The organism is Janthinobacterium breve (genome assembly GCF_051380895.1).
In the GTDB taxonomy this organism is placed as follows: domain Bacteria; phylum Pseudomonadota; class Gammaproteobacteria; order Burkholderiales; family Burkholderiaceae_D; genus Janthinobacterium.
Genome location: NZ_JBNYXY010000006.1, coordinates 306,573 through 330,697, shown reverse-complemented (window position 1 = coordinate 330,697; position 24,125 = coordinate 306,573). Strand labels below are relative to the sequence as shown.

Below are 24,125 nucleotides of genomic sequence, written 5' to 3'. Positions count from 1 at the left end.
GCCTTTGTTATGATGGTGGTTTTGATCCACGCGAAACCCGTCATGTTCGAATTTCTTTTCAAGCGTTCTGCCAGCAAGCCTTCCGCACCAGACCCTGTCGTGGCAGAACAGGCCGCCGCCTCGGCGCAGAGCGCATCGCGCCGTGCCGAACAGGTTGCGCGTGCCCATGCCGTGGCGGGCGACGAAGCCGCCGCCGTTGAATTCATTGTGTCCAGCGAATTTGCCGATGCCCGTTTGATCGCCGCCGAACACGTCCATGCCTTGCCCCTGCTGGAAAAAGTCCACCAGGCCATGCGCAACACGGACCGCCGCGTCGCCAAGCTGATGCAGGGCCGCATCGACCTGATCCGTCACCAGGCGGCGGAAACCCAGCGCGCCCAGGCCAGCATCGATACCGCCCAGCGCCTGCTGAACGATGACAAGCTGAGCCCGAATCAGGTAGCCGAGCTGGACCGCCAATGGCAAGTCATCAAGGCCACGCCCGAACTGGCGGCCGCCTTTACCGCTGCGCGTGCCGCGCTGGCCGCTCGCCTGGAAGCGCAAGTGGTGTTGCAGCGCGCCGTGATCGACGCCGTCGCCGCCGCGCGCGCGCTGGCGAGCAATGGCCAGTCCGCCGGGGAACTGGCGCAGACGCTGGCCCGCCTGGATGCGGAACATGCGCAGCATGCGCAATCGCCCGAACGCGCTTCGCTGCCGAAACACCTGGAAAGCGATTTCATCCAGGCGCGCGAGCAGGCGCAGTCCGCCTTGCAAGCCTTGCAGCAGCACCAGGCCGTGTTCGACGCGCGCCAGGCCGCGCTGGCCGAATGGCAGGCGCAGGACGCCGCCACACTCGACGCGGAGACTCTGAAACGCGCGTGGCAATCCCTGCCGCGCCTGCCCGAGTCGCCGCTGTCCGACAGCCTGCAGCAGCAATTTGCAGTCGTGCTGGCCAGCGCCCCGGCGCCTGTCGCCACTGCCGCAGCTACGCCAGTGCATGCCGAAGCGGCGCCGCGCAAGCCGCGCCAGGAGCTCGCTCCCGTGTCGAAAGAAGCGACGGAGCAGTTCTTCAAGGTGCTCGACGCCATGGAAGTGGCGCTGCAGGATGGCTTATTGCACGTGGCTTCCGAGCATGACAAGACTTTGCGCGATAGCAAACACGGCCGCCTGACACCTGCGCAAGCGGATCGCCTGGCCCATGTGCGCGGAGAATTCAAGCGCCTGGCCGACTGGGCGCGCTGGGGCGGCAACGTGTCGCGCGAGGAACTGGTCAAGGCGGGCGAGGAATTGCCGGCGCAAGAATTGCCGATGGCCGAGTTGGCCAAGAAAGTGGGCAGCCTGCGCGAGCGCTGGAAGTCGCTCGATACCTTGTCCGGCCCCGCGCCCAAGTCCCTGTGGGAGCGTTTCGATGCGGCCTGCAGCCTGGCGTATGCACCGGCGGCCCAGCATTTCAAGCAACTGGCCGAAGAGCGCCACGGCAATGCGGCCAAGGCCCAGGAATTGATCGCGGAAACGGCGGCCCTTGCGGCCGAAGAGAGTACCGACTGGAAACACGTCGCCTCCGCCTCGCAGCGTTTGCGCCAGGCGTGGACGCGCCTGGGCACCATCGACCGCAAGGAAAAGAAACGCCTGGATACGGAATTTGGCGCCGCGCTGGACGCCCTGTCGAAGCCGCTGGACACGCAGCGCCAGATCGAGACGGCGCGCCGCGAACAATTGATCGTCGAAGTAGGTTTGCTGAAGCCGTCCGAGCGCAATACGGTCGACATGCTGAAAGCCTTGCAAGACAAATGGCAGGAACTGGCGAAAGCCTTGCCGCTGGAGCGCCGCGCGGAACAGGCACTGTGGCAGCGTTTCCGCGCCGCCTGCGACGATATCTTTGCCAAGCGCAAGGAAACGGCCCATGCGGCCGACCACGAGCGCCGCGATCACCTGCATGCGCGCGTAGCCCTGTGCGCTGCGCTGGAAACGGCCGTCGTGCCCGAGGGTGATGACAAAGCCCGCACGGCCTTCATCCACCACTTGCTGCGCGACACGCGTGCCGCCTGGAACGCCACCGGCCCCGTGCCGCGCGCCAGCGAAGCGAAGATCGAGCAGCGCTACCAAGAGGCTGTCGCCGGCGTGCAAGCGCAAGCGGACGCCATCGCCGAGCGCGCCGGTGCGGCCCAGGCCAATGCCCTGCGCGACAAGCTGCGCCTGACGCAGGCATTGGAAACGGCCTTGGTCGAAGGCGATGCTGGCGCCGATGCGGCGGCTTGGGTTCAGCGCTGGAGCGCATTGCCACCGCTCGACACCCAGTACGAACGCAGCCTGCAGCAGCGCTTTGCCGCCGCCCAAGCCGCACTGGGCGAGGGCAGCGCCGCCTACGTGCAGCAATTGCAGGCCAACCAGGAGCGCTTGCGTGATGAAGTGTTGCGCCTGGAAATCGTCGCCGGCGTCGACAGCGGCGCCGAATTTGCCCGCGACCGCCTGAAAATGCAGGTGGAAGTGTTGCAGTCGTCGCTGAAGTCGGGCCAGAAGCCGCTCACGCAAGTGTCGCAGCTGATGCAGCTGTGCGCGATTGCCGCCACCACCGATGCGCGCACGGCCAGCCGTATCGAAACCTTGCTGCGCCGCATCGGAGGCCACGCCAAATGAGCACTTCCGTCCGCGTCCAGCAGGCTGATTTTGACCTCAGTCAAGAAATTGCACAATTGCGTGCAGGCAACCCCAAGGTAGGCGCCGTCGTCGGCTTCGTCGGCACGGTGCGCGACATGAACGAGGGGCTGGACGTGGCCGCCATGGAGCTCGAGCACTATCCGGGCATGACGGAAAAGTCCATCGAGGCCATCGTCGAGCATGCGCGGGGCCGCTGGCCCTTGTCCGGCGCGCTGGTGATCCACCGTGTAGGGCCCCTGCTGCCGCAGGAACAGATCGTGCTGGTGGCCGTCTCGTCCGCCCACCGGGGCGAAGCCTTTGCCGCCTGCGAGTTCATCATCGATTACCTGAAGACGGAAGCGCCGTTCTGGAAGAAGGAAGACACGCCGGAAGGGGCGCGCTGGGTCGATGCGCGCGACAGCGATGAGACGGCGCTGGATAAATGGACGGCAAAAGCAAGCCCCATTTGAATCGTATCCGCCGCGCACGTTAGCATTTGCCCAAGTGCATCGGTTTTCTGCTTTGTGTATGCTTGAAAAGTACTGCCTCACCCCAATTTGGTTAACAACTAATTAACCGGGAGCGCTTTTCATGCGACAAGACAAACTCACTACCAAATTACAGGAAGCCCTGGCCGATGCCCAAAGCTTGGCCGTGGGCAACGACAACCCCTACATCGAACCAGTCCACCTGCTGACGGCCCTGTTGAACCAGGACGACGGCGGCGCCCGCTCGCTCTTGCAGCGGGCCGGCGTCAACGTGGGCGGCCTGTCCAAGGCCCTGGGCGCCTCGATCGAACGCCTGCCGAAAGTATCGGGCACGGGCGGCGACGTGCAGGTCAGCCGCGAATTCGTGGCCCTCTTGAATCTGGCCGACAAGGAATCGCAAAAAGCGGGCGACCAGTTCGTGTCCAGCGAAATGGTCTTGCTGGCCATGACGGACGACAAGTCCGACTGCGGCAAACTGGCGCGCGAAAACGGCCTGACCCGCAAGGCCCTGGAAGCGGCCATCGACGCCGTGCGCGGCGGTAACAAGGTCGATTCGCAAGAGGCCGAAGGCCAGCGCGAAGCCTTGAAAAAATACACGCTGGACCTGACGGAGCGGGCGCGCAAGGGCAAGCTCGACCCTGTGATCGGGCGCGACGATGAAATCCGCCGCACCATCCAGATATTGCAGCGCCGCAGCAAGAACAACCCCGTGCTGATCGGCGAACCGGGCGTGGGCAAGACCGCCATCGTCGAAGGCCTGGCGCAGCGCATCGTCAATGGCGAAGTGCCGGAGTCGCTGAAAGGCAAGCGCGTACTGTCGCTGGACATGGCCGCCTTGCTGGCTGGCGCGAAATTCCGCGGTGAGTTCGAGGAGCGCCTGAAATCCGTGCTGAAGGAACTGGCCATGGATGAAGGACAAACCATCGTCTTCATCGACGAGATGCACACCATGGTGGGTGCGGGCAAGGCCGAAGGCGCGATGGATGCCGGCAATATGCTGAAACCGGCGCTGGCGCGCGGCGAGCTCCATTGCGTGGGCGCAACCACCCTGGACGAGTACCGCAAGTACATCGAGAAGGATGCTGCGCTGGAACGCCGCTTCCAGAAAGTGCTGGTCGACGAGCCGACCGTGGAAGCGACCATCGCCATCCTGCGCGGCTTGCAGGATAAATACGCGCTGCATCACAAGGTGGAAATCACGGACGCGGCCATCATCGCGGCGGCCGAGCTGTCGCACCGCTACATCACGGACCGTTTCCTGCCCGACAAGGCGATCGACCTGATCGATGAGGCGGCGGCGAAGATCAAGATCGAGATCGATTCAAAGCCGGAAGTGATGGACAAGCTGGAACGCCGCTTGATCCAGCTGAAGATCGAGCGCGAAGCCGTCAAGAAGGAAAAAGACGAGGCATCGTTGCGCCGCCTGGGTTTGATCGAGGAAGAGATCGTCAAGCTGCAGCGTGAATACAATGATTTCGAGGAAATCCTGAAGGCGGAAAAAGCCGTGGTGCAGGGCAGTACGCACATCAAGGAAGAGATCGAGCAAGTCAAGTTGCAGATGGAGCAGGCCACGCGCGAGAGCAACTGGCAGAAAGTGTCGGAATTGCAATACGGCAAGCTGCCGCAGCTGGAAGCCCAGCTCAAGCAGGCTGACAGCGGCATCCCGAAACGCGATCCCGACCAGCCGAAATTGCTGCGCACGGAAGTGGGCGCCGAGGAAATCGCCGAAGTGGTGTCGCGCGCGACGGGCATACCCGTGTCGCGCATGATGCAAGGCGAACGCGACAAGCTGCTGCACATCGAAGAGAAGCTGCATGAGCGCGTCGTGGGCCAGGATGAAGCGATCACGGCCGTGGCTGACGCCATCCGCCGCTCGCGCGCCGGCTTGAGCGACCCGAACCGTCCTTATGGTTCCTTCATGTTCCTGGGACCGACGGGCGTGGGCAAGACCGAGCTGAGCAAGGCGCTGGCGACCTTCCTGTTCGATACGGAAGAATCGATGATACGCATCGACATGAGCGAGTTCATGGAGAAGCATTCCGTGGCCCGTCTGATCGGCGCGCCGCCCGGCTATGTTGGTTACGACGAGGGCGGCTACCTGACGGAAGCCGTGCGCCGCAAGCCGTACAGCGTGATCCTGCTCGACGAAGTGGAAAAGGCGCATGCCGACGTCTTCAACGTGCTGCTGCAAGTGCTCGACGATGGACGCATGACGGATGGCCAGGGCCGCACGGTGGACTTCAAGAATACCGTCATCATCATGACCTCGAACCTGGGTTCGCATAAGATCCAGGCCATGGAAAGCGATGATCCCGGTGTCGTGAAGCTGGCCGTGATGGCCGAGGTGCGTTCGCACTTCCGTCCCGAATTCGTCAACCGCATCGACGAAATCGTCGTGTTCCACGGCCTCGACGAGAAAAACATCGGCGCGATCGCGAAGATCCAGCTGAAGATCCTCGAAGAACGCCTGGCGCGCATGGACATGCAGCTGAGCTTGACGGACGCGGCCTTGCAGCAAATCGCCGAAGCGGGCTACGACCCGGTGTATGGCGCCCGTCCTTTGAAACGGGCAATCCAGCAGCAGATCGAAAATCCGCTGTCGAAGCTGATCCTGGAAGGCAAGTTTGGCCCGAAAGACGAGATCCGCATCGACGCCCGCAACGGCAACCTGGTGTTTTCGGGTGCGCAGGTGGGGCTGGACAAGGTGTAATGTTGGCAGGTCAGTCCCTGCTGGATTGGAAGCTACCCCATTGTGACCCCAGTTTTACGCTGTGGGCTGTTGGCGCAAGCTAACATCGGCATAATCTAAAGCAGGGCGCGATCAGGCTAGACCTGATCGCGCCCTTCTTGCTATCATCGTCACTATTTTCTGACTAATTCCGGAGGCGGTACGATGGCAAACACATGGCAAGCAGGGCGGCGCATTGGAGTGGGATTAACCTTGGCGGCGGCCATGCTGGCATTGCCTGCCCAGGTTCAGGCTCAGGAAGAAAAAGTACTGAACATCTATAACTGGTCGGACTATATCGGCGACGATACGATCAAGAATTTTGAGAAGGAAACGGGCATCAAGGTACGCTATGACGTTTTCGATAACAACGAAATCCTCAATGCGAAACTGGTGGCAGGCAAGTCCGGCTACGATATCGTCGTGCCGACGGCCCAGTGGGCGCGCCTGCAGATCGACGCGGGCCTGCTGCGCAAACTCGACAAGAGCAAATTGACGAACCTGGGCAACCTGGACCCCAACCTGCAGGCCAAGCTGTCGAAGATCGACCCGAACAACGATTACCTGGTCGACTGGCTGTGGGGCTACACGACGGTCGGCATCAACGTCAACAAGGTCAAGGCAGCGCTGGGCGGCATGCCCATGCCCGACAATGCCTGGGACCTGATCTTCGACCCGAAATATGCAGCGAAACTGAAGTCGTGCGGCGTGTCTTTCCTCGACTCGCCGTCGGAAGTGCTGCCGGCCGCCCTGCAATATCTGGGCAAGCCCGCGTACTCGAAAACGGCTGGCGACTACCAGGAAGCGGGCAAGGTGCTGCAAGCCATCCGCCCCTACGTGACCCTGTTCAGCTCGTCAGGCTACATTAATGACATGGCCAACGGCTCCGTCTGCGTCGCGCTGGGCTGGTCGGGCGACATCAATATCGCGCGCCAGCGCGCCATCGATGCGAAAAACGGCAATGTGATCCAGGTGCTGGTGCCGAAGACGGCCGCCCTGATGTTCGACACCATGGCCATCCCCGCCGACGCGCCGCACCCGAACAATGCGCACCTGTTCATTAACTACATCCTGCGTCCGCAAGTGCATGCCAGCCTGAGCAACAAGGTGTTCTACGCGAATCCGAATCCGGCCAGCATCAAGTATGTACGCAAGGACATCGGCGAGAACAAGGCTATCTTCCTGTCCGACGCCGACAAGCAGCGCATGGCCGCGCCGGAAGCGACCACGGCCGATATCCGCCGCCTGATGACGCGCATCTATACGAAGTTCAAAACGGGAGTATAAAAACAAGGATGGCGCGAGGGACGGGCTGGTGGCCGTCGCTGGCGCCATGCGATATTGCCGAAGTGAACACTACTCGTGGTAGCGGTCCATCAGCTTGTGGTGGCTGCCGCGCATTTCTTCGATCAGTTCAAAGGCGACGAAGCCGATGATAGCGGCGAAGATGGCGATGAATAGAAAAACGAGGACGGTTAACATGGTCTTTCAGCCGCCGTTGGACGGCTGTCCGCTGGGTTGCTCAAGGTGCCAGAGCAGAGCTCCAACACGTAGTTGATGCAATTAAACTCTAGCAGATCGGCAGCGCTTTGCAAGGCTGCCGAGTTGTAATTCATACTAGTATTTGTTCCAGCGCACTTTTTGCGCATATACCTGTTTCACCACCCCTATTTCACCACCAAGTCATGCGCCATCACGGCTTTTAAATAGACGCTGATCGGGTCGCCCGGCTCGCGCTGGGAGAACCTGTCCATTCTTGCACTGGCCTTGCGCATTTCGCTGCTTGAGCCCTTTTATTTCACCACCAGGTCATGCGCCATCACGGCCTTGAGATAAACGCTGATGGCATCGCCCGGCTCGCGCTGCGAAAACCACCACGCGCTGGCTTTGCGCATTTCCCACTCCTGCTCCTCGCCCGTCAACAGCAGGGCGGCCGCCTGTCCCAGCGTGGGCTGGTGGCCGACGATGAGCACGGTTTCCTTGCCGCCAGGCCAGTTGGCCGCCTTCAGGATGTCTTCCGCCTCGGCACCAGGCGCCAGTTCCGGCATCAGCTTGAACTTGCGCCCCAGCGCTTCCGCCGTTTGCAAGGTGCGCAGGGCGGGGCTGACGAGGATGCGGCAATTTTCCGGTAGTTGCGAAGCCAGCCATTCCCCCATGCGGCGCGCCTGTTTCTGGCCTTTGACGGTCAGGGCGCGTTCGAGGTCCGGCAGGCCCGGCTCGGCTTCTGCGTGTCGCCACAAGATGAGATCCATGCTGTGCTCCTCTGTGTAGAATTGCCTATTCGCCGACCTCCGCGCCCGGCGTGCCCAAGGTGTGCATCAAATACTGCTGGGCGCTGAACGGCGTTTGCTTGCCGCGCGGCTTGCGGCGCGCGTAGTGGCCTGTTGGTTCCAGTTCCCATGCATTCGTATTATCCTTCAAATACGGATTCAGGCCCTCGGCGATCACGCGCCGCTTCAGTGCCCGGTCCAGCACGGGGAAGGCCACTTCCACGCGGCGGAACAGGTTGCGGCTCATCCAGTCGGCGCTGGCCAGGTAGACATCGTGCGCCAGGTCGTTGCGGAAGTAATAAATACGACTGTGCTCAAGGAAACGGCCGATCACGGAGCGCACCTTGATGTTTTCCGACAAGCCAGGCACGCCCGGCTTCAGGGTGCAGGCGCCACGCACGATCAGGTCGATCTTCACGCCATCGGTCGAGGCCGCATACAGGGCGCGGATCACGGACTCATCGACGAGCGCGTTGACTTTGACGATGATGCGCCCGCGCCGGCCGGAGCGGGCGATCTTCGCCTCGTTGCGGATGGCCTTGATGATTTCGCTTTGCAGGCCGAACGGCGCCAGCCACAGGTGGTTCAGGTTGTGCGGCTTGGTCAGGCTGGTCAGGTGGATGAAGACTTCGTTCACTTCCACGGCCAGGTCCTGGTTGGCCGTCAGCAAGCCAAAATCCGTGTACAGCTTGGTGGTGGTGGGGTGATAGTTGCCGGTGCCCAAGTGGGCATAGAAGCGCAGCGCGCCTTCTTCGCGGCGGATAACGAGCGCCACCTTGGCATGGGTTTTCAGGCCCACCACGCCGTACACGACTTGCGCGCCCGCCTGTTCCAGTTTGTCGGCCCAGTTGATATTGGCTTCCTCGTCGAAACGCGCCATCAATTCCACGATGACGGTCACTTCCTTGCCCATCTTCGCCGCCGTGATCAGTGACTCCATCAAGTCCGAGTTCATGCCCGTGCGGTAGATCGTTTGCTTGATGGCGACGACGGACGGATCGTAGGCGGCGCTGCGGATGAAATCGATCACCGTCTGGAACGACTGGTAGGGGTGGTGCAGCAGGATGTCGTGCTTGTTGAGCGCGGTAAAGATGTCGCTGCCGATGGCTTTATGGGCCAGGCCGGGGAAGAAGGGCGGGAAGCGCAGCTCGGGCTGCTTGACATGGTCGATCATTTCCGACAGGCGCACCAGGTTCACGGGGCCGTTGACGCGGTACAGCCGGCTTTGATCCAGGCTGAACTGGTCCAGCAGGAACTGTGACAGTTCTGGCGGGCAATTGCGCGCCACTTCCAGGCGCACGGAGGTGCCGAACTGGCGCCCCACCAGTTCGCCCTTCAAGGCCTGGCGCAGGTTCTTGACTTCGTCTTCGTCCACCCACAGGTCGCTGTCGCGCGTGACCCGAAATTGCGAATAGGCAATTACTTCGCGTCCGGCGAACAGGTCCGAGATGTGGGCGTGGATGACGGAGGACAATAAACAGAAGGACACGCCATCGCCGGATATCTCGTCCGGCAACTTGATGACACGCGGCAAGACACGGGGCGCCTTGACGATGGCGATCGCCGTGCCGCGTCCGAACGCATCCTTGCCGCTCAGCGAAACGATGAAATTGAGGCTTTTATTGACCACTTGCGGGAATGGGTGGGCCGGGTCGAGGCCGATGGGCGTGAGCAGGGGGCGCACTTCGCGGTCGAAATACTGCTTGACCCACGCGCGCTGCGCCTCGTTGCGGTCGCTGTCGCGCAGCAAATGCACGCCCGCTTCGCGCAGGGCCGGCAAGACGTCGTTATTTAGTATCTCGTACTGGCGTTCCACCAGCGCATGGCATTCCTTGCCGATGCGCTCCAGATTGGCCGCCAGGGCAGGGTGGCCCGCCAGTGTACCGCCGATGCTGCCTGCCGCCAGCAGGCTGGCCACGCGCACCTCGAAGAACTCATCCATATTGCTGCTGACGATGCACAGGTAGCGCAGGCGCTCGAGCAGCGGAATGTTCGGGTCTTCCGCCTGGGCCATCACGCGCCGGTTGAAAGTCAGTTGCGACAGTTCGCGGTCAAGCAGGATGCCCGATTTGGTCACTTCCATGTGCAGTTCAGGTTTCATATTCTTTTGTCTTTGCAGATAGTTAATTCTAGCCGTATTTCATCATGTATGACGCGTTGTAAGTGTAATCATGAAATATGACGTAAGCGTGACATAAGCTGTCATAAAGCGTCGCCAGTCCTGTCATTTTTCGCCCCGGAAATGGCATTTCCCCGGGCGTAGGCAAATATTTCAGGAAAATTGGCGCATGTCATAAAGCTGTCATATTCGCTTGCTAGACTGCGCAGCATTCAACCGGGACTTTGAGCCCTAACAACCCTGAGGACTTGATATGCAAATGAAGCAAATGTTCAAATTTATCGTCGTGGGTGCTTCGGCAGCGATGGCATTTTCTTCCGCTTCCGTCATGGCGGCAGATATGACAGGTGCTGGTGCTACCTTCCCGTACCCTATCTACGCCAAATGGGCCGAGACTTACAAAGCCAATACCGGCAATGGCCTGAACTACCAGTCCGTCGGTTCCGGCGCTGGCATCAAGCAAATCAAGGCCAAGACTGTTGAATTCGGTGCCTCGGACATGCCTTTGAAGGCAGAAGAACTGGAAGAAGCTGGCCTGATGCAGTTCCCTGCCATCATGGGCGGCGTGGTCACCATCGTCAACCTCGACGGCGTCAAACCTGGCCAACTGAAGATGACGGGCAAGGTCGTTGCCGACATCTACCTGGGCAAGATCACCAAGTGGAGCGCGCCTGAGATCGCCGCCCTGAACACGGGCGTCAAGCTGCCGGACACGGAAATCACCGTGGTGCACCGTGCCGACGGTTCGGGTACGTCCTTCCTGTTCACCGACTTCCTGTCGAAAACCAACCCGGAATTCAAATCGAAAATCGGCGCTGGCTCGGCTGTGAAATGGGCCGTGGGCGTGGGCGGCAAGGGTAACGAAGGCGTCGCCGCCAACGTACAGCGTATCAAGGGTTCGATCGGCTACGTCGAGTGGGCTTATGCCAAGAAAAACAATATGTCGCACACCCAGTTGCAAAACAAGGACGGCAACTTCCTGCAGCCTGACGACGAAAACTTCAAGGCAGCAGCCGCTTCGGCACCATGGACGCAAACCCCAGGCTTCGGCGTGGTCCTGACCGACCAGGCTGGCAAGAACAGCTGGCCTATCACGGGCGTGTCGTTCATCCTGATGCACAAAGTCCAGGCTGACGCAGCCAAGGCTAAAGAAGTCCTGAAATTCTTCGACTGGGCCTACAAAAACGGTGGCGCCGCTGCTGTTGAACTGGACTACGTGCCGATGCCGGCATCGGTCATCAAACTGGTGCAAGAGTCGTGGAAAGCCAACCTGAAAGATGCTTCCGGCAAATCGATCTACTAATCGCATAGCCTGAGTCATTCATCCTTGTCCCCGCCAGCAGCACGGCGGGGCAGGGAGTTAGCCAGGACCGCCCGCAAGCCTTTGCAGGCGGTCCTGGCTAAAAAAGCAAGATAAAACAAGAGTTTCAAACAAGCAATACCTGCAGTACCACCCACATGGCACATTATGAGCGCACAATCTACCTCCTCCACGATCCCCATGCCAGGCGGCACCATGACCGATTCCATCAGTCACGCGCAAATGCTTTCCACCATGCGCAAGCAGCGTATCCAGGATTTCCTGTTCCACAAGGTGACGATGTTGTTCGCCCTGTCGGTGCTGGTCGTCCTGGTCGGCATCATCATTTCGCTGATCATGGAATCGATACCGGCCTTCAAGACCTTCGGCCTGCATTTCATCGTGTCGGCCGAGTGGGACCCCGTCAATGACCAGTACGGCGCCCTGATCCCCATCATCGGCACCCTGGTGACGTCGGTGATTGCCCTGCTGATCGCCTTTCCCGTCAGCTTCGGCATTGCCCTGTTCCTCACGGAAATCTGCCCGGCCTGGCTGCGCCGCCCGCTGGGCACGGCTGTCGAGCTGCTGGCCGGCGTGCCATCGATCATCTACGGCATCTGGGGCCTGTTTGTCTTCGCCCCCCTGTTTGCCGATCACGTCCAGCCCATCCTGAAAGCCACCCTGGGCAACGTGCCCGTCATCGGCCAGCTGTTCAGCGGCCCCATGATGGGCATCGGCTTGCTGACGGCTGGCCTGGTGCTGGCCATCATGATCATCCCCTTCATCGCTTCCGTGATGCGCGACGTGTTCGAGATCGTCCCTGCCGTGCTGAAGGAATCGGCCTACGGCCTGGGCTGCACGCGCTGGGAAGTGGTGCGCAAGATCGTCTTGCCTTACACCAAGACCGGCGTCGTCGGCGGCGTCATGCTGGGCCTGGGCCGCGCGCTGGGCGAAACCATGGCCGTCACCTTCGTCATCGGTAACGCCAACAAGCTGTCGTGGTCGCTGTTTGCCGCCGGTAACAGTATTACTTCCCTGCTGGCCAATGAATTCGGCGAAGCGCAATCCGAGTTGCACGTGGCTTCGTTGTTCTCGCTGGCGCTGATCCTGTTTGTCATCACCTTTATCGTCTTATCCGCCGCCAAGCTGATGCTGGCTGGCATGTCCCGCAAGGAAGGCACGAAATGAGCCAGCTCAGCCAAGTTAGCAGCCACGACGCTCCGGCCAAGCCGGCCATGAACCCTGTCTACCGCAAGCGTTTGCTGATGCACCGCATCGGCATCGCCCTGTCGGTGGCCGCCATGGCCCTGGGCCTGGCCGTGCTCGTGTGGATCCTGTTCACGCTGGTGGTCAAGGGTTTCGGTGCCCTGTCCGTCGACCTGTTCACGCAAACGACGCCGGCCCCCGGCAGCGAAGGCGGCGGCCTGATCAATGCCATCGTCGGCAGCGCCCTGATGGTGGGCCTGGCCACCGTCGTCAGCACCCCGATCGGCATCCTGGCCGGCATCTACCTGGCCGAATACGGCGAAGAAAACAAGTTTGCGCAAGTGACGCGCTTCGTCACTGACATCATGTTGTCGGCGCCGTCGATCGTCATCGGCCTGTTTGTGTATGCGCTGTATGTTTCCCAGGTAAAACATTTCTCCGGTTACGCCGGCGCCATCGCCCTGTCGCTGATCGCCGTGCCGGTGGTGGTGCGCACGACGGACAATATGCTGCGCCTGGTGCCGAACAGCCTGCTGGAAGCCGCGTTTGCCCTGGGTGCCCCGCGCTGGAAGGTTGCCACCCTGGTGCGTTTGCGCGCCGTCAAGGCCGGTGTCATCACCGGTGTACTGCTGGCATTGGCCCGCATCGCCGGCGAAACGGCACCGCTGCTGTTCACGGCCCTGAATAACCAGTTCCAAAGCTTCAACATGAATGCGCCGATGGCCAACCTGCCGTCCGTCATCGCATCGTTTGCCATGAGCCCGTACGACAACTGGCGCTCGCTGGCCTGGGGCGGTGCACTGCTGATCACTTTCAGCGTGCTGGCCTTGAATATCCTGTCGCGCACCGTGTTCAGCCAAAAAGTCCCTAATTAAACAGATATCGAGCGAAGCGAACCCATATGAATACGCAAATGAATCCAGCCCAAGACCTGGCACCAAAGAAAAAAACCATCGAGATTTCGGGCCTGAACTTTTTTTACGGCAAAACGCAAAGCTTGCATAACGTCAACCTGGACATCCACGAAAAGAAGGTGACGGCCTTCATCGGCCCGTCCGGTTGCGGCAAGTCAACCCTGCTGCGCACCCTGAACCGCATGTACGACCTGTACCCTGGCCAGCGCGCGGAAGGCTCCATCCTGTACCGCGGCCGCAATGTGCTCGACGCCGACCAGGATGTCAACATGCTGCGCGCCAAGGTTGGCATGGTGTTCCAGAAGCCGACGCCGTTCCCCATGTCCGTGTACGACAACATCGCCTTCGGCGTGCGCCTGTATGAAGACCTGTCGAAGGGCGAAATGGACGAGCGCGTCGAGTGGGCCCTGAAAAAGGCCGCGCTGTGGGGCGAAGTCAAGGATAAGCTGAGCAAGAGCGGCCTGTCGCTGTCGGGCGGCCAGCAGCAGCGTTTGTGCATCGCGCGCGGCGTGGCCGTGAAGCCGGACGTGCTGCTGCTCGACGAGCCGACCTCGGCGCTGGACCCGATTTCGACCTCGAAGGTGGAAGAGCTGATCAGCGAACTGAAACAGGATTACACGATCGCCATCGTGACGCACAATATGCAGCAGGCAGCGCGCTGCTCCGACTACACGGCGTACATGTATTTGGGCGAGCTGGTGGAATTCGGCGAAACGGACCAGATTTTCATGAATCCGGCGCGCAAGGAAACGCAGGATTACATCACGGGCCGCTTCGGCTGATCCGCCGCGCATCGCTATACACAAGACAACTGAATACGGAGAGACAGCATGATAGGCGAACATTCATCCAAGCAATACGACAACGAACTCGAAGCGATCCGCTCGAAAGTGCTCCTGATGGGCGGCATCGTTGAAACCCAGTTCCTCGACGCGATGACGTGCTTTCGCATCGGCAATCCGGAACGCGCCGACCGCGTGATGCGCGAAGACGACGTCGTCAACCAGCTGGAAGTGTCGCTGGACGATGCCTGCAGCCATTTGATCGTGCGCCGCCAGCCGGCCGCCAACGATTTGCGCACCATCATGGCCACCATCAAGGTGATTACCGACCTCGAGCGCGTAGGCGACGAGGCGACCAAAATCGCCCGCGTGGCGAAGAATCTGCACAAGCGGGGCAACGGCGTCGTCAACCATTACGAGATGGTGCGCGGCATCGCCAACACGGCCACCGACATGCTGCACGATGCGCTTGATGCATTCGCGCGCAACGATGGCAAGCAGGCCTTACAATTAATTGCACAAGATGCCATCATCGACCATGAGTTTCGGTCTATCATGCGCAACTTGATCACCTTTATGATGGAAGATCCGCGCACGATTTCGGCGGCGCTCGATACCCTGTGGGTGGCCAAAGCCATCGAACGGATCGGCGACCATGCGAAAAACATCGCCGAATACGTGATTTACGTGGTTGAAGGCAAGGACATCCGCCACACCAAGGTGGCTGCTCCCGCCATTTCCGAGGAGCTCCCTGAGTAAGCTTTATGGCATCTGATAAAACCACGGTATTGATTGTTGAAGATGAGCCGGCCATCGTTGAACTGGTGACCTATTCGCTGCGCGAATCCGGCTGGAATTGCTGTTCTGTACAAAACGTTGCCGATGCCTGGGAATTCATCCAGCACCGCACGCCGCACCTGATCCTGCTGGACTGGATGCTGCCGGATCAGACGGGCTTGCGCCTGCTGTCGCGCATCCGCGCCGACCGCAATTTCGCCGCCATCCCCGTCATCATGCTCACCGCCAAGAGCATGGAAGAAGACAAGCTGGCCGGCCTGAACAGCGGGGCCGACGATTACGTCACCAAGCCGTTCTCGCCGCGCGAGTTGCTGGCGCGCGCCAAGGCACTGTTGCGACGCAAGAGCCCGGAACACGCGCAGGCGCCCATGCGCGCCGGCAACGTGGCGCTGGATCCCGTCAGCTGCACCGTGATGATGGATGAACAGAAGATCGATATCGGCCATGCCGAATACAAGCTGCTGAAATTCCTGCTGGCCCATCCGGAACGCGTGTTTTCGCGCAGCCAGCTGCTCGACAAGGTGTGGGGCGACCATGTGGTGATCGAAGAACGCACGGTCGATGTCCACGTATTGCGCTTGCGCAAAGCCTTGAAAGAGGCGGAAAGCCTGATCAAGACGGTGCGCAGCGTCGGCTACATGTTGTCTGAAAAGTAAAGCCAGTCTCTTATGAATCCGAAATTGCTGTTCTGGGTACCGGCCGCCTTGCGCATGGTGCTGGCGCTGCTGGGCGTGGCCATCGTCTGGTATCTGTTTGGCGCCACGTATGCGCTGGGCATCGCCTTCGTGCTGATGGCCATGATGGTGTTCGTGCAGCTGTCGTATCTGTTCCAGCTGAGTAACTGGCTGGACAATCCGCAAAGCGCCAAGCTGCCCGACGGCTGGGGCGCCTGGACCAGCATCTTCGCGCGCCTGTACCGCATGCGCCGCGATGACGAGAAAAACCAGGCCGAGCTGACGGAATGGCTGGCGCGTTTCCGCCAGGCCATGCATCTGCTGCCCGACGGCGTCGTCATCATGGATGATGTGCTGTTCCTCGAATGGTGCAATCCGGCCGCCGAGAAACACCTGGGCCTCACGCACGAGCGCGACAAGGGCATGCGCGTGACTAACCTGATCCGCAGCCCCGAATTCATGGATTACATCATCCTGGGCCGCTACGACCAGCCGCTGACGATTACCTTCCGCAACCGCAAGCTGATCGTGCAGATCATTCCGTTTGAAAACCGCCGCCAGATCCTCGTCACGCACGATGTGACGGAAACGGAACGCATCGAAATGATGCGCCGCGACTTCATCGCCAATGCCTCGCACGAACTGCGCACGCCGCTGACGGTCATCGTGGGCTTCCTGGAAATCGCTTCAGCCGAGCTGGACCTGGATGCCACCACGCGCGCCGCCCACCTCAAGCTGATGACGGAGCAGGGCCACCGCATGCAGCATTTGATCGAGGACATGCTGACCCTGTCGCGCCTGGAATCGGTCGACTATCCGCTGCGTCCCGAGCCCGTGGATGTCAAAAAGCTCATGCAGCAGGTTTTGCGCGACGCCAAGGGTTTGTCGGCCGGCAAGCACGAGATCAAGTTGGAATGCAACGGCCCCGATGTGCTGGGCAGCTATGACGAGCTGTATAGCGCCTTCGGCAACCTGGCTTCGAACGCCGTGCGCTACACGCCGGCCGGTGGCAGCATCACGCTGCGCTGGCAGGATGGCCCGGCCGGACCGCAATTCATTGCGCAAGATACGGGCATCGGCATCAGCCCAGAGCATATCTCGCGCCTGACCGAACGTTTCTACCGCGTCGACAAGAGCCGTTCGCGCGAAACCCAGGGGACGGGCCTGGGTCTGGCCATCGTCAAGCACGTGCTGCTGCGCCACGGGGGCACTTTGGCCATCCAGTCCGTGGCCGACAAGGGCAGCAGCTTCATCGTCAGCATGCCCAAATCCGTCGTCACGCCGCTGCAGAGCGAATTGCTGGTCAAGTAGTCCGCAGGGGGCGATAGTTCCCCCTGGCGGCTGGTGCAATGTTGGCATAAGTCGTTACAATCAGGCCATGACTTTAATCAACGCCTCTTTTCGCCATGCCGGCGCGCAGCAACTGGCCCAGTCGCTGCAGGCTGCGCGCCAGGACACCCTGTCCCTGTTCGACTGTTATGTCAGTGCCGGGCTGGACGTGGTGGCGGGCCTGCCCCGCCATCCGCGCCTCAATCCGCCCTTATGGCAACTCGCGCATATCGCCTGGTTCGCCGAGTGGTATATCCTGCGCGAAGCCGCTTCCAGCCATCCGGCCGACGCCATCTACAATTCCCTGCTGACGCGCGGCGACGATCTGTTTGACGCCAACATGGTCGAGCACCGCGCGCGCTGGAAGCTGGAACTGCCCAGCCCGGGTGCCGTGAAAACGTATTGCCACGAAGTGCTCGACCGGGTCCTGGATAAACTGTCGCGCGAGCCCAATGTCGACACCGCCCTGGCGCCGTACCGGCTGGCGCTGGCGCATGAAGACTTGTGTGGCGAAGAAATGCTGGCCGGCTTGCAATGGCTGGGCCTGGAAGCGCCGGAGTCCCTGGCTGCCAGTCCCGCCTTGCCAGCAGCGGCGGGGGAGATCGCTTTTCCTGGCGGCACCATCGAACTGGGCTCGCCGCGCGGGGCCGGGTTTGCCTTCGACAATGAATCTCCACCTTATCGCTGCTACGTGCCGCCGTTTTCCATCGATGCTTGCGCCGTATCAAACGCCCAGTTTGCCGATTTCGTCGCCGATGGCGGCTACCAGAACCGCCAGTTCTGGAGCGTGGCCGGCAGCGCCTGGCTGATGCAGCAGGAGCGCTCGTCGCCTTTATACTGGTTGCGCGAAGCGACGCAGTGGCGCACCATGCGTTTCGGCCAGCGCACGACCTTGCCGCCAAATGAAGCCGTGCGCCACATCAACCTGTATGAAGCGCAAGCGTACTGCGCCTGGGCGGGGCGACGCCTGGCGACCGAGGCGGAATGGGAGTATGCTGCGCTGTCCGGCCATGCGCGCTTTCACTGGGGCCAGGTGTGGGAGTGGACGGCGACGCCGTTCGAGCCGTATCCGGGCTTTGCGCCCGATGCCTGGCGCGAGTATTCAGCGCCGTATTTCATGCAGCAGCAGGTGCTGCGCGGCGCCGCCTTCGCCACGCCGCCGCGCCTGCATTCGGCCCGCATGCGCGCCTTCCACGCGCCCGAGCGCGGCGACATCTTTGCCGGCCTGCGCACCTGCGCCTGGTAAGTCCGAGACAGCCAGCTGTTACCCTTTTCAGGAATACTTTTGAGTACAGATAACGCCCCGCAGTTCATTCCCAAACGCATCACGCCCACGTCGGAGCAGGTCGCCATCCAGACGGCGCAAAAGAAAGTGGTCTTGATTGACGCCAATGCCGGCGCGGCCAAGACGACGACCCTGGCCCTGCGTCTGGCCGAGGCGCTGCACCGCGGCCGCGCGCCCGAACGCATGCTGGCCCTCGTGTTTACCGAGGCGGCGCGCGTGGCCCTGCGCCAGCGCCTGCTGGAAGTGGGTGTGCCGCTGGGCGTCGTCAAGCGCCTGAGCATCGACACCTTCGACGCTTTTGCCGCCAAGGTGCTGCTGCAGCTGGAAAACATGCAGGTAGCATCCATGCGCAACGATGAAGAGCTGCGGCCCGTGGCCTGGGAAGCACTGGAAGTGGTCTCCGAGAAATATGCCGACCGTTACCCGCTGGAAATCAACACGACCAACGGGGCGATTGCCGAATTCCTGAAATTGCAATTGCGCACCAAGGCGCGCATGGATTTTCAGCATCCCGACTTCGAGAGCAACTCGCTGGACGACAATCTGGAAATGCTGGGCATGTCGCGCACGCATTATCTGTGGCTGCGCGAATACGAGGGCTTGCGCGGCGCCGACACGGGCGATATCCAGTTCCGCGCACCGTTCGACGCCACCTACGACCTGGTGCGCATGCTCGACGGCGACGAGCCGCTGCGCCAGCAATTGCCGGCCTTCCAGATCATCGTGGCCGATGAATTGCACGACTTGAACGAAGCGTCGTTCCGCCTGCTGACCATGCTGATACGCCGCGGCAACGCGTTTTTCTGCGGCGCCGGCGACAAGGATCAAGTGATCTACACGTGGTCGGGCGCCGACCACCGCTTTTTGCGCCAGCGCTTCGAGCAGGAGTTCCCCGCCTTGCAGCGCTTGCCGCTGACGGCATCCTACCGCTATGGCCCGCAGCTGGCGCAGGCCGTGGGCGTGCTGAAAAACAAGGCCAGCGTGTCGGCCCTGTCGCGCGCCACCCACATCGACGTGCTCGAGTATGACCATGCACAGCCGCAAGCGTGCAGCGCCCAGCTGATCGCCGCGCTGGAACACGCGCATGCGGGCACGACGGCCATTTTGCTGCGCGACCGCGACCAGGCGATCCGCGTGGAAACGGCGCTGTTCCAGAGCGGCATCGCGTATGGCCTGGTGGACATGAACAGCTATCTGCAGAGTCTGGAAGTGTTGATGCTGCGTGGCATGGTCGCCATCGCCCGCAAGGACTTGCACGCGATCAAGAGCGGCCCGCGCCGCGGCGAGATCCTCGAAGCCCTGGTGGCGTTTGCGGAAATCCCGTTTACGCGCGCTGAGCTCCAGCAAGCCAAGGCCGACGTGGCCAACTACCCGGACTTGCTGGAAGGCTTTTTGACGAATCAGCTGGCCAAGTCGCACAACCAGGACAAGGCGGCGCTGACCCTGGCCGCCGTCGACTACCTGCGTGCGCTACCCCCCGACGCTTTGGCGGGCGACGCCCTGCAGCACATCTTTGGCCTGATGCAGCTGGAACAGACGGCGCGCCGCATCTATGTCGACCCGGCCCAGGCGCGCGTGGTGGCCCGTTCCCTGCACGGCTTCATTGCCGTGTGCAGCGAAGCGGGTGTGGCGCTGGGCGGCTTTGCCGGCTGGCTGGGCGAGATGGAAGAGGCCGTGACGGTCTCGACCGGCAAGGCCAGGCTGGTCATCGCCTGCATCGACCAGATCAAGGGCCTCGAGTACAACCACGTGATCCTGCCTTACCTGGCCGTCGATGAATTCCCGCGCAGCAAGACTGATCCGCTGGAAGAAGAGAACCGTTTTTATGTGGCCGCCACGCGTGCGCGCGACAGGCTGACCTTGCTGACGCCGCAAGACCCCGCCTACCGGAGCCGCTACATCGCCGCCCTGCAGCTGAAAAACAAGATTGTTGCGCCCAAGGCATAGATCTTTTGCTGTGTGGCTGCTTTTTGCGAAAGACGAAAGCGGGCATACTTTGTTGGTGTGATTGATTGCAATCTGAACCAACAAAGGAGTAATGATGCGAGTATTTTTGACAGGCGCAGCAGGTTTCATCGGCAGTTCCATCGCGGCGGGCCTCGTGCGCGCCGGTCATCAGGTCACGGGCCTGGTGCGCAAACCGGAGCAGGTGGCCGAGCTGGCCACCATTGGCGTGCACGGTATCGTCGGCACCTTGAGCGAGCGCGAGTTGCTCATCGAGCAGGCGAAGGCGGCCGATGCCGTCATCAATGCGGCCAGCAGCGACCACCGGGGCGCCGTCGAAGCCATCCTCGAAGCGCTGGCCGGCACGAACAAAGTATTCCTGCATACAAGCGGCTCGTCCATCGTGGGCGACGCCTCGGGCGGCGAGGGCACGCAACAGATTTATGACGAAGACAAGCTGCCGGCGCCCACGGCCGACAAGGCGGCACGGGTCGCCATCGATGAGCTGGTACTGGCCAGCGCCGCGCAAGGCGTGCGTGCCAGCGTGCTGTGCAATACCCTGATCTACGGCCACGGCGCCTTGCCGCGCGACAGCGTGCAATTGCCCCGTTTGCTCAAGCAGGCGCGCAAGAGCGGCATCGTGCGCCACGTGGGGCCGGGCCGCAATATCTGGTCCAATGTGCATATCGATGATGTCGTCAGCCTGTATCTGCTGGCGCTGGAAAAGTCGCCCGCTGGCACCTTTTACTTTGTCGAGTCGGGCGAAGCGGCCTTCCGCGACATGACGGCCGCCATCGCCCAGGCATTGCAGCTGGGGCCTGCGCAGGATTGGCCGCTGCCCGAGGCGATTGCCGAATGGGGCTACGAGATGGCTTCCTACGGCCTCGGTTCCAACAGCAGCGTGCGCGGCCCCCGGGCGCGCACCCTGCTGGGCTGGCAGCCGCAGGGGCCATCGGTGCTGGAGTGGATCAGGAACGACATGCTCAATACACCGCACGCCATCGCCGTTTGATGCAGCTCAGCAAAGCCGCATCTGTGTGCGCTAGCGAACGGTGCTATGTGGTGATCAGGAGTATGATGGCTTTGCTTGGTTGAGACGCACTGCCGTGAAGTTGGCGGCATGTTCGATCTTCCAGCAGGTCAGCCGGTCGCCTCAAGGATCGGCACCAGATTTCCGCTGCCGGCGCGTTGGCGCCATGCGGCTGTGCACTGCAACTCCAGGTCGCGGTGTGTACTGCGAACCCCTTCAAGGCCGGCCTAGCCGGTCTTTTTTTGTCTGTTATTTCTGCCGCTGCGCCATTCACCGCTGCCGGTCCGCCATTCGCCGAAGCGGTGTTTTCGCGCGCCCGAAATCCGCGTATCTTTACGATCAACCAACTTCAAGGGGTGACCGTGAAACCTGAACCTGCTTATTGCCGCCGTACCCAGCTGCTGTGGGGCGTGCTGCTGATCGCCATCGGCTCCGTCGTCCTGCTGGACCGGCTCGATGTGATCTATCTCCACGATTACTATGCACTATGGCATTATTGGCCGCTGATACTGGTCGTTTTTGGCCTCAACAAGCTGCTCACGCCCGTCTCCGCCAAGCAGGTGCTGAGTGGCCTGTGGCTGATCTTTTTCGCTGCCTGGTGGTATGTGTCGTACGAAGAACTGTGGAATTTGACCTTCTACAATAGCTGGCCGGCCTTGCTGATCGCCTGGGGCGTGGGCCTGGTGCTGGAACCGCTGCTGAACAAACATTTTATTGCCTATCGGGAGTCCGAGCATGAAAAATAAACCGCCGCTGCACTCGCCATCGCAGATCGTGCTGGGTGTCATCGTCATCGGCCTGGGGCTGCTGTTCCTGCTCGATAACCTCGGTTTCATCAATGTGCGCTACACCTTCCGCTTCTGGCCCACGGCGCTGATCGTGTTTGGCTTGCTGAAACTGTCGCAAAGCCGCAGCGCGAACGGCTATTTGCTGGGCGGCATGCTGGTGCTGCTGGGCGTGGTCTGGACTCTCAAGCACATGGGCATCTTCTACCTGAACTGGGACTTGCTGTGGCCCTTGCTGATCATCGGCCTGGGCGTGGCCGTGGTGTCGAAGTCCTTGCCCGGCGCGCAGCAACGCCAGCGGCGCCGGCGTTTCGCCGCACAGCAAGACAGCACGGCAGCGCCTGATTCTTTCGGTCAGGCCAGGAATGGCGCCGTGTCGCTGGACAAGGACGCCGCCGATGCCACCGCAGCAGCCGGCGCAGACGGGCAGGCGGACGATGACAGCATCATCGAAGTGACGGCCATCCTGGGCGGCTATGTGCGGCGTGTGTCGTCGCAGCGCTTCAAGGGCGGCGATATCAATGTCATCATGGCCGGCTGCGAAATCGACTTGCGCCAGGCATCGATCGAAGGCGAGGCCGTGCTCAATGTGTTTGCCCTGTGCGGTGGCGTCACCATCAAGATTCCGCCCGACTGGAGCGTGGTGCTGCAAGGCACGCCCATCCTGGGCGGCTTCGAAGAAAAGACCATCGTGCCGCCGAACCAGAACAAGCGTTTGTACGTGACGGGCTACGCCATCATGGGCGGCCTGGAAATCCGCAACTAGGCGCGCATGTCCGGGCCCTTGTCTAAGCGGCGCGGCGCCGTGGCCGTGGTGGTGGTCTGCCTGGCGCTGGGCCTAGCCCTGGCCTTCATCCTGGCCAGGGTGGCCCATGCGCCCTGGCTCAACGCCGTCTTGCTGGTGGTGCCCGCCACGCTCGTGTATGCGATCGGTTCGGGTTTTTCCGCGTTTTACCTGTGCCGCGCTTACCCCCTGCACGCCCGCCATCCGCTCGCCATTGCCGGCGTGATGGGCGTGGCGGCCCTGTTTGCCGGCTTGCTGTGGGCCACCCTGCTGCAATTTTTGAACAGCGTCAGTCTGTTGACGGAGCTGCGCTGGCTGGGCGTGAACCTGACGCAATCGCTGCTGGCCCTGTTCTTCGGACTAGGCGTGCTGCTGTATTGCCTGGCTGCCGCCATGCATTATCTGTTGCTGGAATTCGTGCGCGCCAGGATGGCCGAGCAGCGGGGCCTGGAAGCGCAGCTGATGGCGCAGGAAGCGCAACTGCGCATGCTGCGCACGCAGATCGATCCGCATTTTCTGTTCAACAGCCTGAACTCCATCAGTGCCTTGACGTCCATCGATGCGGCGGGCGCGCGTCAGATGACGGTGCAGCTGGCCAATTTCTTCCGCCAGAGCCTGAGCCTGGAAGCGCACAAGCACATTACCGTGGAGCAGGAACTGGTGCTGATCCGCCACTTTCTCGCCATCGAGCAGGTGCGTTTCGGCGCGCGCCTGCAAGTGGCTGTAGCCATCGACACTGCCGCGCAGGCGTGTTTGCTGCCGCCCATGCTGATACAGCCGTTGGTAGAAAATGCCGTCAAGCACGGTATCTGCGGCTTGACGGAGGGCGGCCTGATCGATATCGAGGTGCGGCGCGCGGGCAGCCTGCTGCAGATTACCGTACGCAATCCCGTTGATGCGGATCAAGGATCCGCCCGAGGCAAGGGCGTTGGGCTGGAGAATGTGCGCCAGCGCCTGGCCGGCGCCTATGGCCACGAGGCCAGCGTGCACTGGGGCCGGCGCGATGGATATTTCGAAGTGATGATTTCCATGCCGGCGCAGACCGGCGACACGGAGGAGGCATGATGCAGGAA

20 protein-coding genes are annotated in these 24,125 nt (G+C 61.5%); 17 read left to right on the top strand and 3 right to left on the bottom strand.

The window, feature by feature from the left end; translation table 11 throughout:
* The first annotated feature begins 42 nt into the window (after positions 1-42).
* From ACQ4W0_RS13975 to ACQ4W0_RS13960, 4 genes are all read left to right on the top strand, one after another.
* Complete coding sequence (locus tag ACQ4W0_RS13975; protein ID WP_436577262.1) at positions 43-2,616, top strand: DUF349 domain-containing protein; 2,574 nt, start codon at positions 43-45, stop codon at positions 2,614-2,616.
* Positions 2,613-3,086, top strand: coding sequence for a molybdopterin synthase catalytic subunit MoaE (moaE, locus tag ACQ4W0_RS13970; protein WP_436577261.1), 474 nt, complete (start codon positions 2,613-2,615; stop codon positions 3,084-3,086). Before ACQ4W0_RS13975 ends, moaE begins: the two co-directional genes overlap by 4 nt.
* Before the next feature lie 121 nt (positions 3,087-3,207).
* Positions 3,208-5,814 carry an ATP-dependent chaperone ClpB gene (gene clpB / locus ACQ4W0_RS13965; protein WP_436577260.1) on the top strand — a complete coding sequence of 869 codons (2,607 nt, stop codon included), beginning with the start codon at positions 3,208-3,210 and terminating at the stop codon, positions 5,812-5,814.
* Between the two features lie 243 nt (positions 5,815-6,057).
* On the top strand, positions 6,058-7,119 hold the full coding sequence (locus tag ACQ4W0_RS13960) for a polyamine ABC transporter substrate-binding protein (protein ID WP_436577259.1): 1,062 nt from the start codon (positions 6,058-6,060) through the stop codon (positions 7,117-7,119).
* Positions 7,120-7,188: 69 nt separating this feature from the next.
* Here ACQ4W0_RS13960 and ACQ4W0_RS13955 read toward each other — a convergent pair whose 3' ends face one another.
* The 3 genes from ACQ4W0_RS13955 to ppk1 all read right to left on the bottom strand — a co-directional run bounded on the left by ACQ4W0_RS13955 (position 7,189) and on the right by ppk1 (position 10,203).
* Positions 7,189-7,314 carry a hypothetical protein gene (locus ACQ4W0_RS13955; protein WP_436577258.1) on the bottom strand — a complete coding sequence of 42 codons (126 nt, stop codon included), beginning with the start codon at positions 7,312-7,314 and terminating at the stop codon, positions 7,189-7,191.
* Positions 7,315-7,625: 311 nt separating this feature from the next.
* Positions 7,626-8,084 (bottom strand): phosphohistidine phosphatase SixA, encoded by a 459-nt coding sequence (sixA, locus tag ACQ4W0_RS13950; RefSeq protein WP_436577257.1) that lies wholly within the window; start codon positions 8,082-8,084, stop codon positions 7,626-7,628.
* Between the two features lie 25 nt (positions 8,085-8,109).
* Positions 8,110-10,203 (bottom strand): polyphosphate kinase 1, encoded by a 2,094-nt coding sequence (gene ppk1 / locus ACQ4W0_RS13945; RefSeq protein WP_436577256.1) that lies wholly within the window; start codon positions 10,201-10,203, stop codon positions 8,110-8,112.
* A 286-nt stretch (positions 10,204-10,489) separates the two neighbouring features.
* On the opposite strand from ppk1, the gene pstS reads away from it, so the two are divergent.
* From pstS to ACQ4W0_RS13880, 13 genes are all read left to right on the top strand, one after another.
* Positions 10,490-11,524: a phosphate ABC transporter substrate-binding protein PstS gene (gene pstS / locus ACQ4W0_RS13940; RefSeq protein ID WP_436577255.1), complete on the top strand. Its 1,035-nt coding sequence runs from the start codon at positions 10,490-10,492 to the stop codon at positions 11,522-11,524.
* A gap of 213 nt (positions 11,525-11,737) precedes the next feature.
* Positions 11,738-12,709, top strand: a complete 972-nt coding sequence (gene pstC / locus ACQ4W0_RS13935; RefSeq protein WP_436577254.1) for a phosphate ABC transporter permease subunit PstC — start codon at positions 11,738-11,740, stop codon at positions 12,707-12,709.
* Complete coding sequence (pstA, locus tag ACQ4W0_RS13930) at positions 12,706-13,602, top strand: phosphate ABC transporter permease PstA (protein ID WP_436577253.1); 897 nt, start codon at positions 12,706-12,708, stop codon at positions 13,600-13,602. The genes pstC and pstA overlap by 4 nt, the downstream gene beginning before the upstream one ends.
* Positions 13,603-13,640: 38 nt before the next feature.
* A complete protein-coding gene (gene pstB, locus ACQ4W0_RS13925) occupies positions 13,641-14,423 on the top strand; it encodes a phosphate ABC transporter ATP-binding protein PstB (protein ID WP_010396817.1) in 783 nt (260 codons plus the stop codon).
* A gap of 48 nt (positions 14,424-14,471) precedes the next feature.
* Positions 14,472-15,182 carry a phosphate signaling complex protein PhoU gene (gene phoU / locus ACQ4W0_RS13920; RefSeq protein WP_034778131.1) on the top strand — a complete coding sequence of 237 codons (711 nt, stop codon included), beginning with the start codon at positions 14,472-14,474 and terminating at the stop codon, positions 15,180-15,182.
* A gap of 5 nt (positions 15,183-15,187) precedes the next feature.
* Entirely contained in the window at positions 15,188-15,877 is a 690-nt protein-coding gene (locus tag ACQ4W0_RS13915; protein ID WP_034755074.1) for a response regulator, read from the top strand.
* A gap of 12 nt (positions 15,878-15,889) precedes the next feature.
* Positions 15,890-17,206: a phosphate regulon sensor histidine kinase PhoR gene (phoR, locus tag ACQ4W0_RS13910; protein WP_436577252.1), complete on the top strand. Its 1,317-nt coding sequence runs from the start codon at positions 15,890-15,892 to the stop codon at positions 17,204-17,206.
* A 67-nt stretch (positions 17,207-17,273) separates the two neighbouring features.
* A complete protein-coding gene (senA, locus tag ACQ4W0_RS13905) occupies positions 17,274-18,470 on the top strand; it encodes a selenoneine synthase SenA (RefSeq protein WP_436577251.1) in 1,197 nt (398 codons plus the stop codon).
* Positions 18,471-18,509: 39 nt separating this feature from the next.
* The gene (locus ACQ4W0_RS13900) at positions 18,510-20,456 is read left to right on the top strand and encodes a UvrD-helicase domain-containing protein (protein ID WP_436577250.1); all 1,947 of its coding nucleotides are present in this window, start codon (positions 18,510-18,512) and stop codon (positions 20,454-20,456) included.
* Between the two features lie 94 nt (positions 20,457-20,550).
* Complete coding sequence (locus ACQ4W0_RS13895) at positions 20,551-21,465, top strand: NAD-dependent epimerase/dehydratase family protein (RefSeq protein WP_436577355.1); 915 nt, start codon at positions 20,551-20,553, stop codon at positions 21,463-21,465.
* A 380-nt stretch (positions 21,466-21,845) separates the two neighbouring features.
* On the top strand, positions 21,846-22,229 hold the full coding sequence (locus ACQ4W0_RS13890) for a LiaF transmembrane domain-containing protein (RefSeq protein ID WP_436577249.1): 384 nt from the start codon (positions 21,846-21,848) through the stop codon (positions 22,227-22,229).
* A complete protein-coding gene (locus ACQ4W0_RS13885) occupies positions 22,219-23,034 on the top strand; it encodes a LiaI-LiaF-like domain-containing protein (protein ID WP_436577248.1) in 816 nt (271 codons plus the stop codon). Before ACQ4W0_RS13890 ends, ACQ4W0_RS13885 begins: the two co-directional genes overlap by 11 nt.
* 6 nt (positions 23,035-23,040) lie before the next feature.
* On the top strand, positions 23,041-24,117 hold the full coding sequence (locus tag ACQ4W0_RS13880; protein ID WP_436577247.1) for a sensor histidine kinase: 1,077 nt from the start codon (positions 23,041-23,043) through the stop codon (positions 24,115-24,117).
* Positions 24,118-24,125 lie beyond the last annotated feature (8 nt).

Excerpts from the sequence above, each read along its gene's own strand:
- senA (WP_436577251.1), top strand. The coding sequence starts at position 17,274 with ATGACTTTAATCAACGCCTCTTTTCGCCATGCCGGCGCGCAGCAACTG.
- ACQ4W0_RS13955 (WP_436577258.1), bottom strand. The coding sequence starts at position 7,314 with ATGTTAACCGTCCTCGTTTTTCTATTCATCGCCATCTTCGCCGCTATC.
- pstA (WP_436577253.1), top strand. The coding sequence starts at position 12,706 with ATGAGCCAGCTCAGCCAAGTTAGCAGCCACGACGCTCCGGCCAAGCCG.
- phoU (WP_034778131.1), top strand. The coding sequence starts at position 14,472 with ATGATAGGCGAACATTCATCCAAGCAATACGACAACGAACTCGAAGCG.
- pstB (WP_010396817.1), top strand. The coding sequence starts at position 13,641 with ATGAATCCAGCCCAAGACCTGGCACCAAAGAAAAAAACCATCGAGATT.
- pstS (WP_436577255.1), top strand. The coding sequence starts at position 10,490 with ATGTTCAAATTTATCGTCGTGGGTGCTTCGGCAGCGATGGCATTTTCT.
- clpB (WP_436577260.1), top strand. The coding sequence starts at position 3,208 with ATGCGACAAGACAAACTCACTACCAAATTACAGGAAGCCCTGGCCGAT.
- ppk1 (WP_436577256.1), bottom strand. The coding sequence starts at position 10,203 with ATGAAACCTGAACTGCACATGGAAGTGACCAAATCGGGCATCCTGCTT.
- moaE (WP_436577261.1), top strand. The coding sequence starts at position 2,613 with ATGAGCACTTCCGTCCGCGTCCAGCAGGCTGATTTTGACCTCAGTCAA.
- sixA (WP_436577257.1), bottom strand. The coding sequence starts at position 8,084 with ATGGATCTCATCTTGTGGCGACACGCAGAAGCCGAGCCGGGCCTGCCG.
- ACQ4W0_RS13895 (WP_436577355.1), top strand. The coding sequence starts at position 20,551 with ATGCGAGTATTTTTGACAGGCGCAGCAGGTTTCATCGGCAGTTCCATC.
- ACQ4W0_RS13975 (WP_436577262.1), top strand. The coding sequence starts at position 43 with ATGTTCGAATTTCTTTTCAAGCGTTCTGCCAGCAAGCCTTCCGCACCA.
- phoR (WP_436577252.1), top strand. The coding sequence starts at position 15,890 with ATGAATCCGAAATTGCTGTTCTGGGTACCGGCCGCCTTGCGCATGGTG.
- pstC (WP_436577254.1), top strand. The coding sequence starts at position 11,738 with ATGACCGATTCCATCAGTCACGCGCAAATGCTTTCCACCATGCGCAAG.
- ACQ4W0_RS13915 (WP_034755074.1), top strand. The coding sequence starts at position 15,188 with ATGGCATCTGATAAAACCACGGTATTGATTGTTGAAGATGAGCCGGCC.
- ACQ4W0_RS13880 (WP_436577247.1), top strand. The coding sequence starts at position 23,041 with ATGTCCGGGCCCTTGTCTAAGCGGCGCGGCGCCGTGGCCGTGGTGGTG.
- ACQ4W0_RS13885 (WP_436577248.1), top strand. The coding sequence starts at position 22,219 with ATGAAAAATAAACCGCCGCTGCACTCGCCATCGCAGATCGTGCTGGGT.
- ACQ4W0_RS13960 (WP_436577259.1), top strand. The coding sequence starts at position 6,058 with ATGCTGGCATTGCCTGCCCAGGTTCAGGCTCAGGAAGAAAAAGTACTG.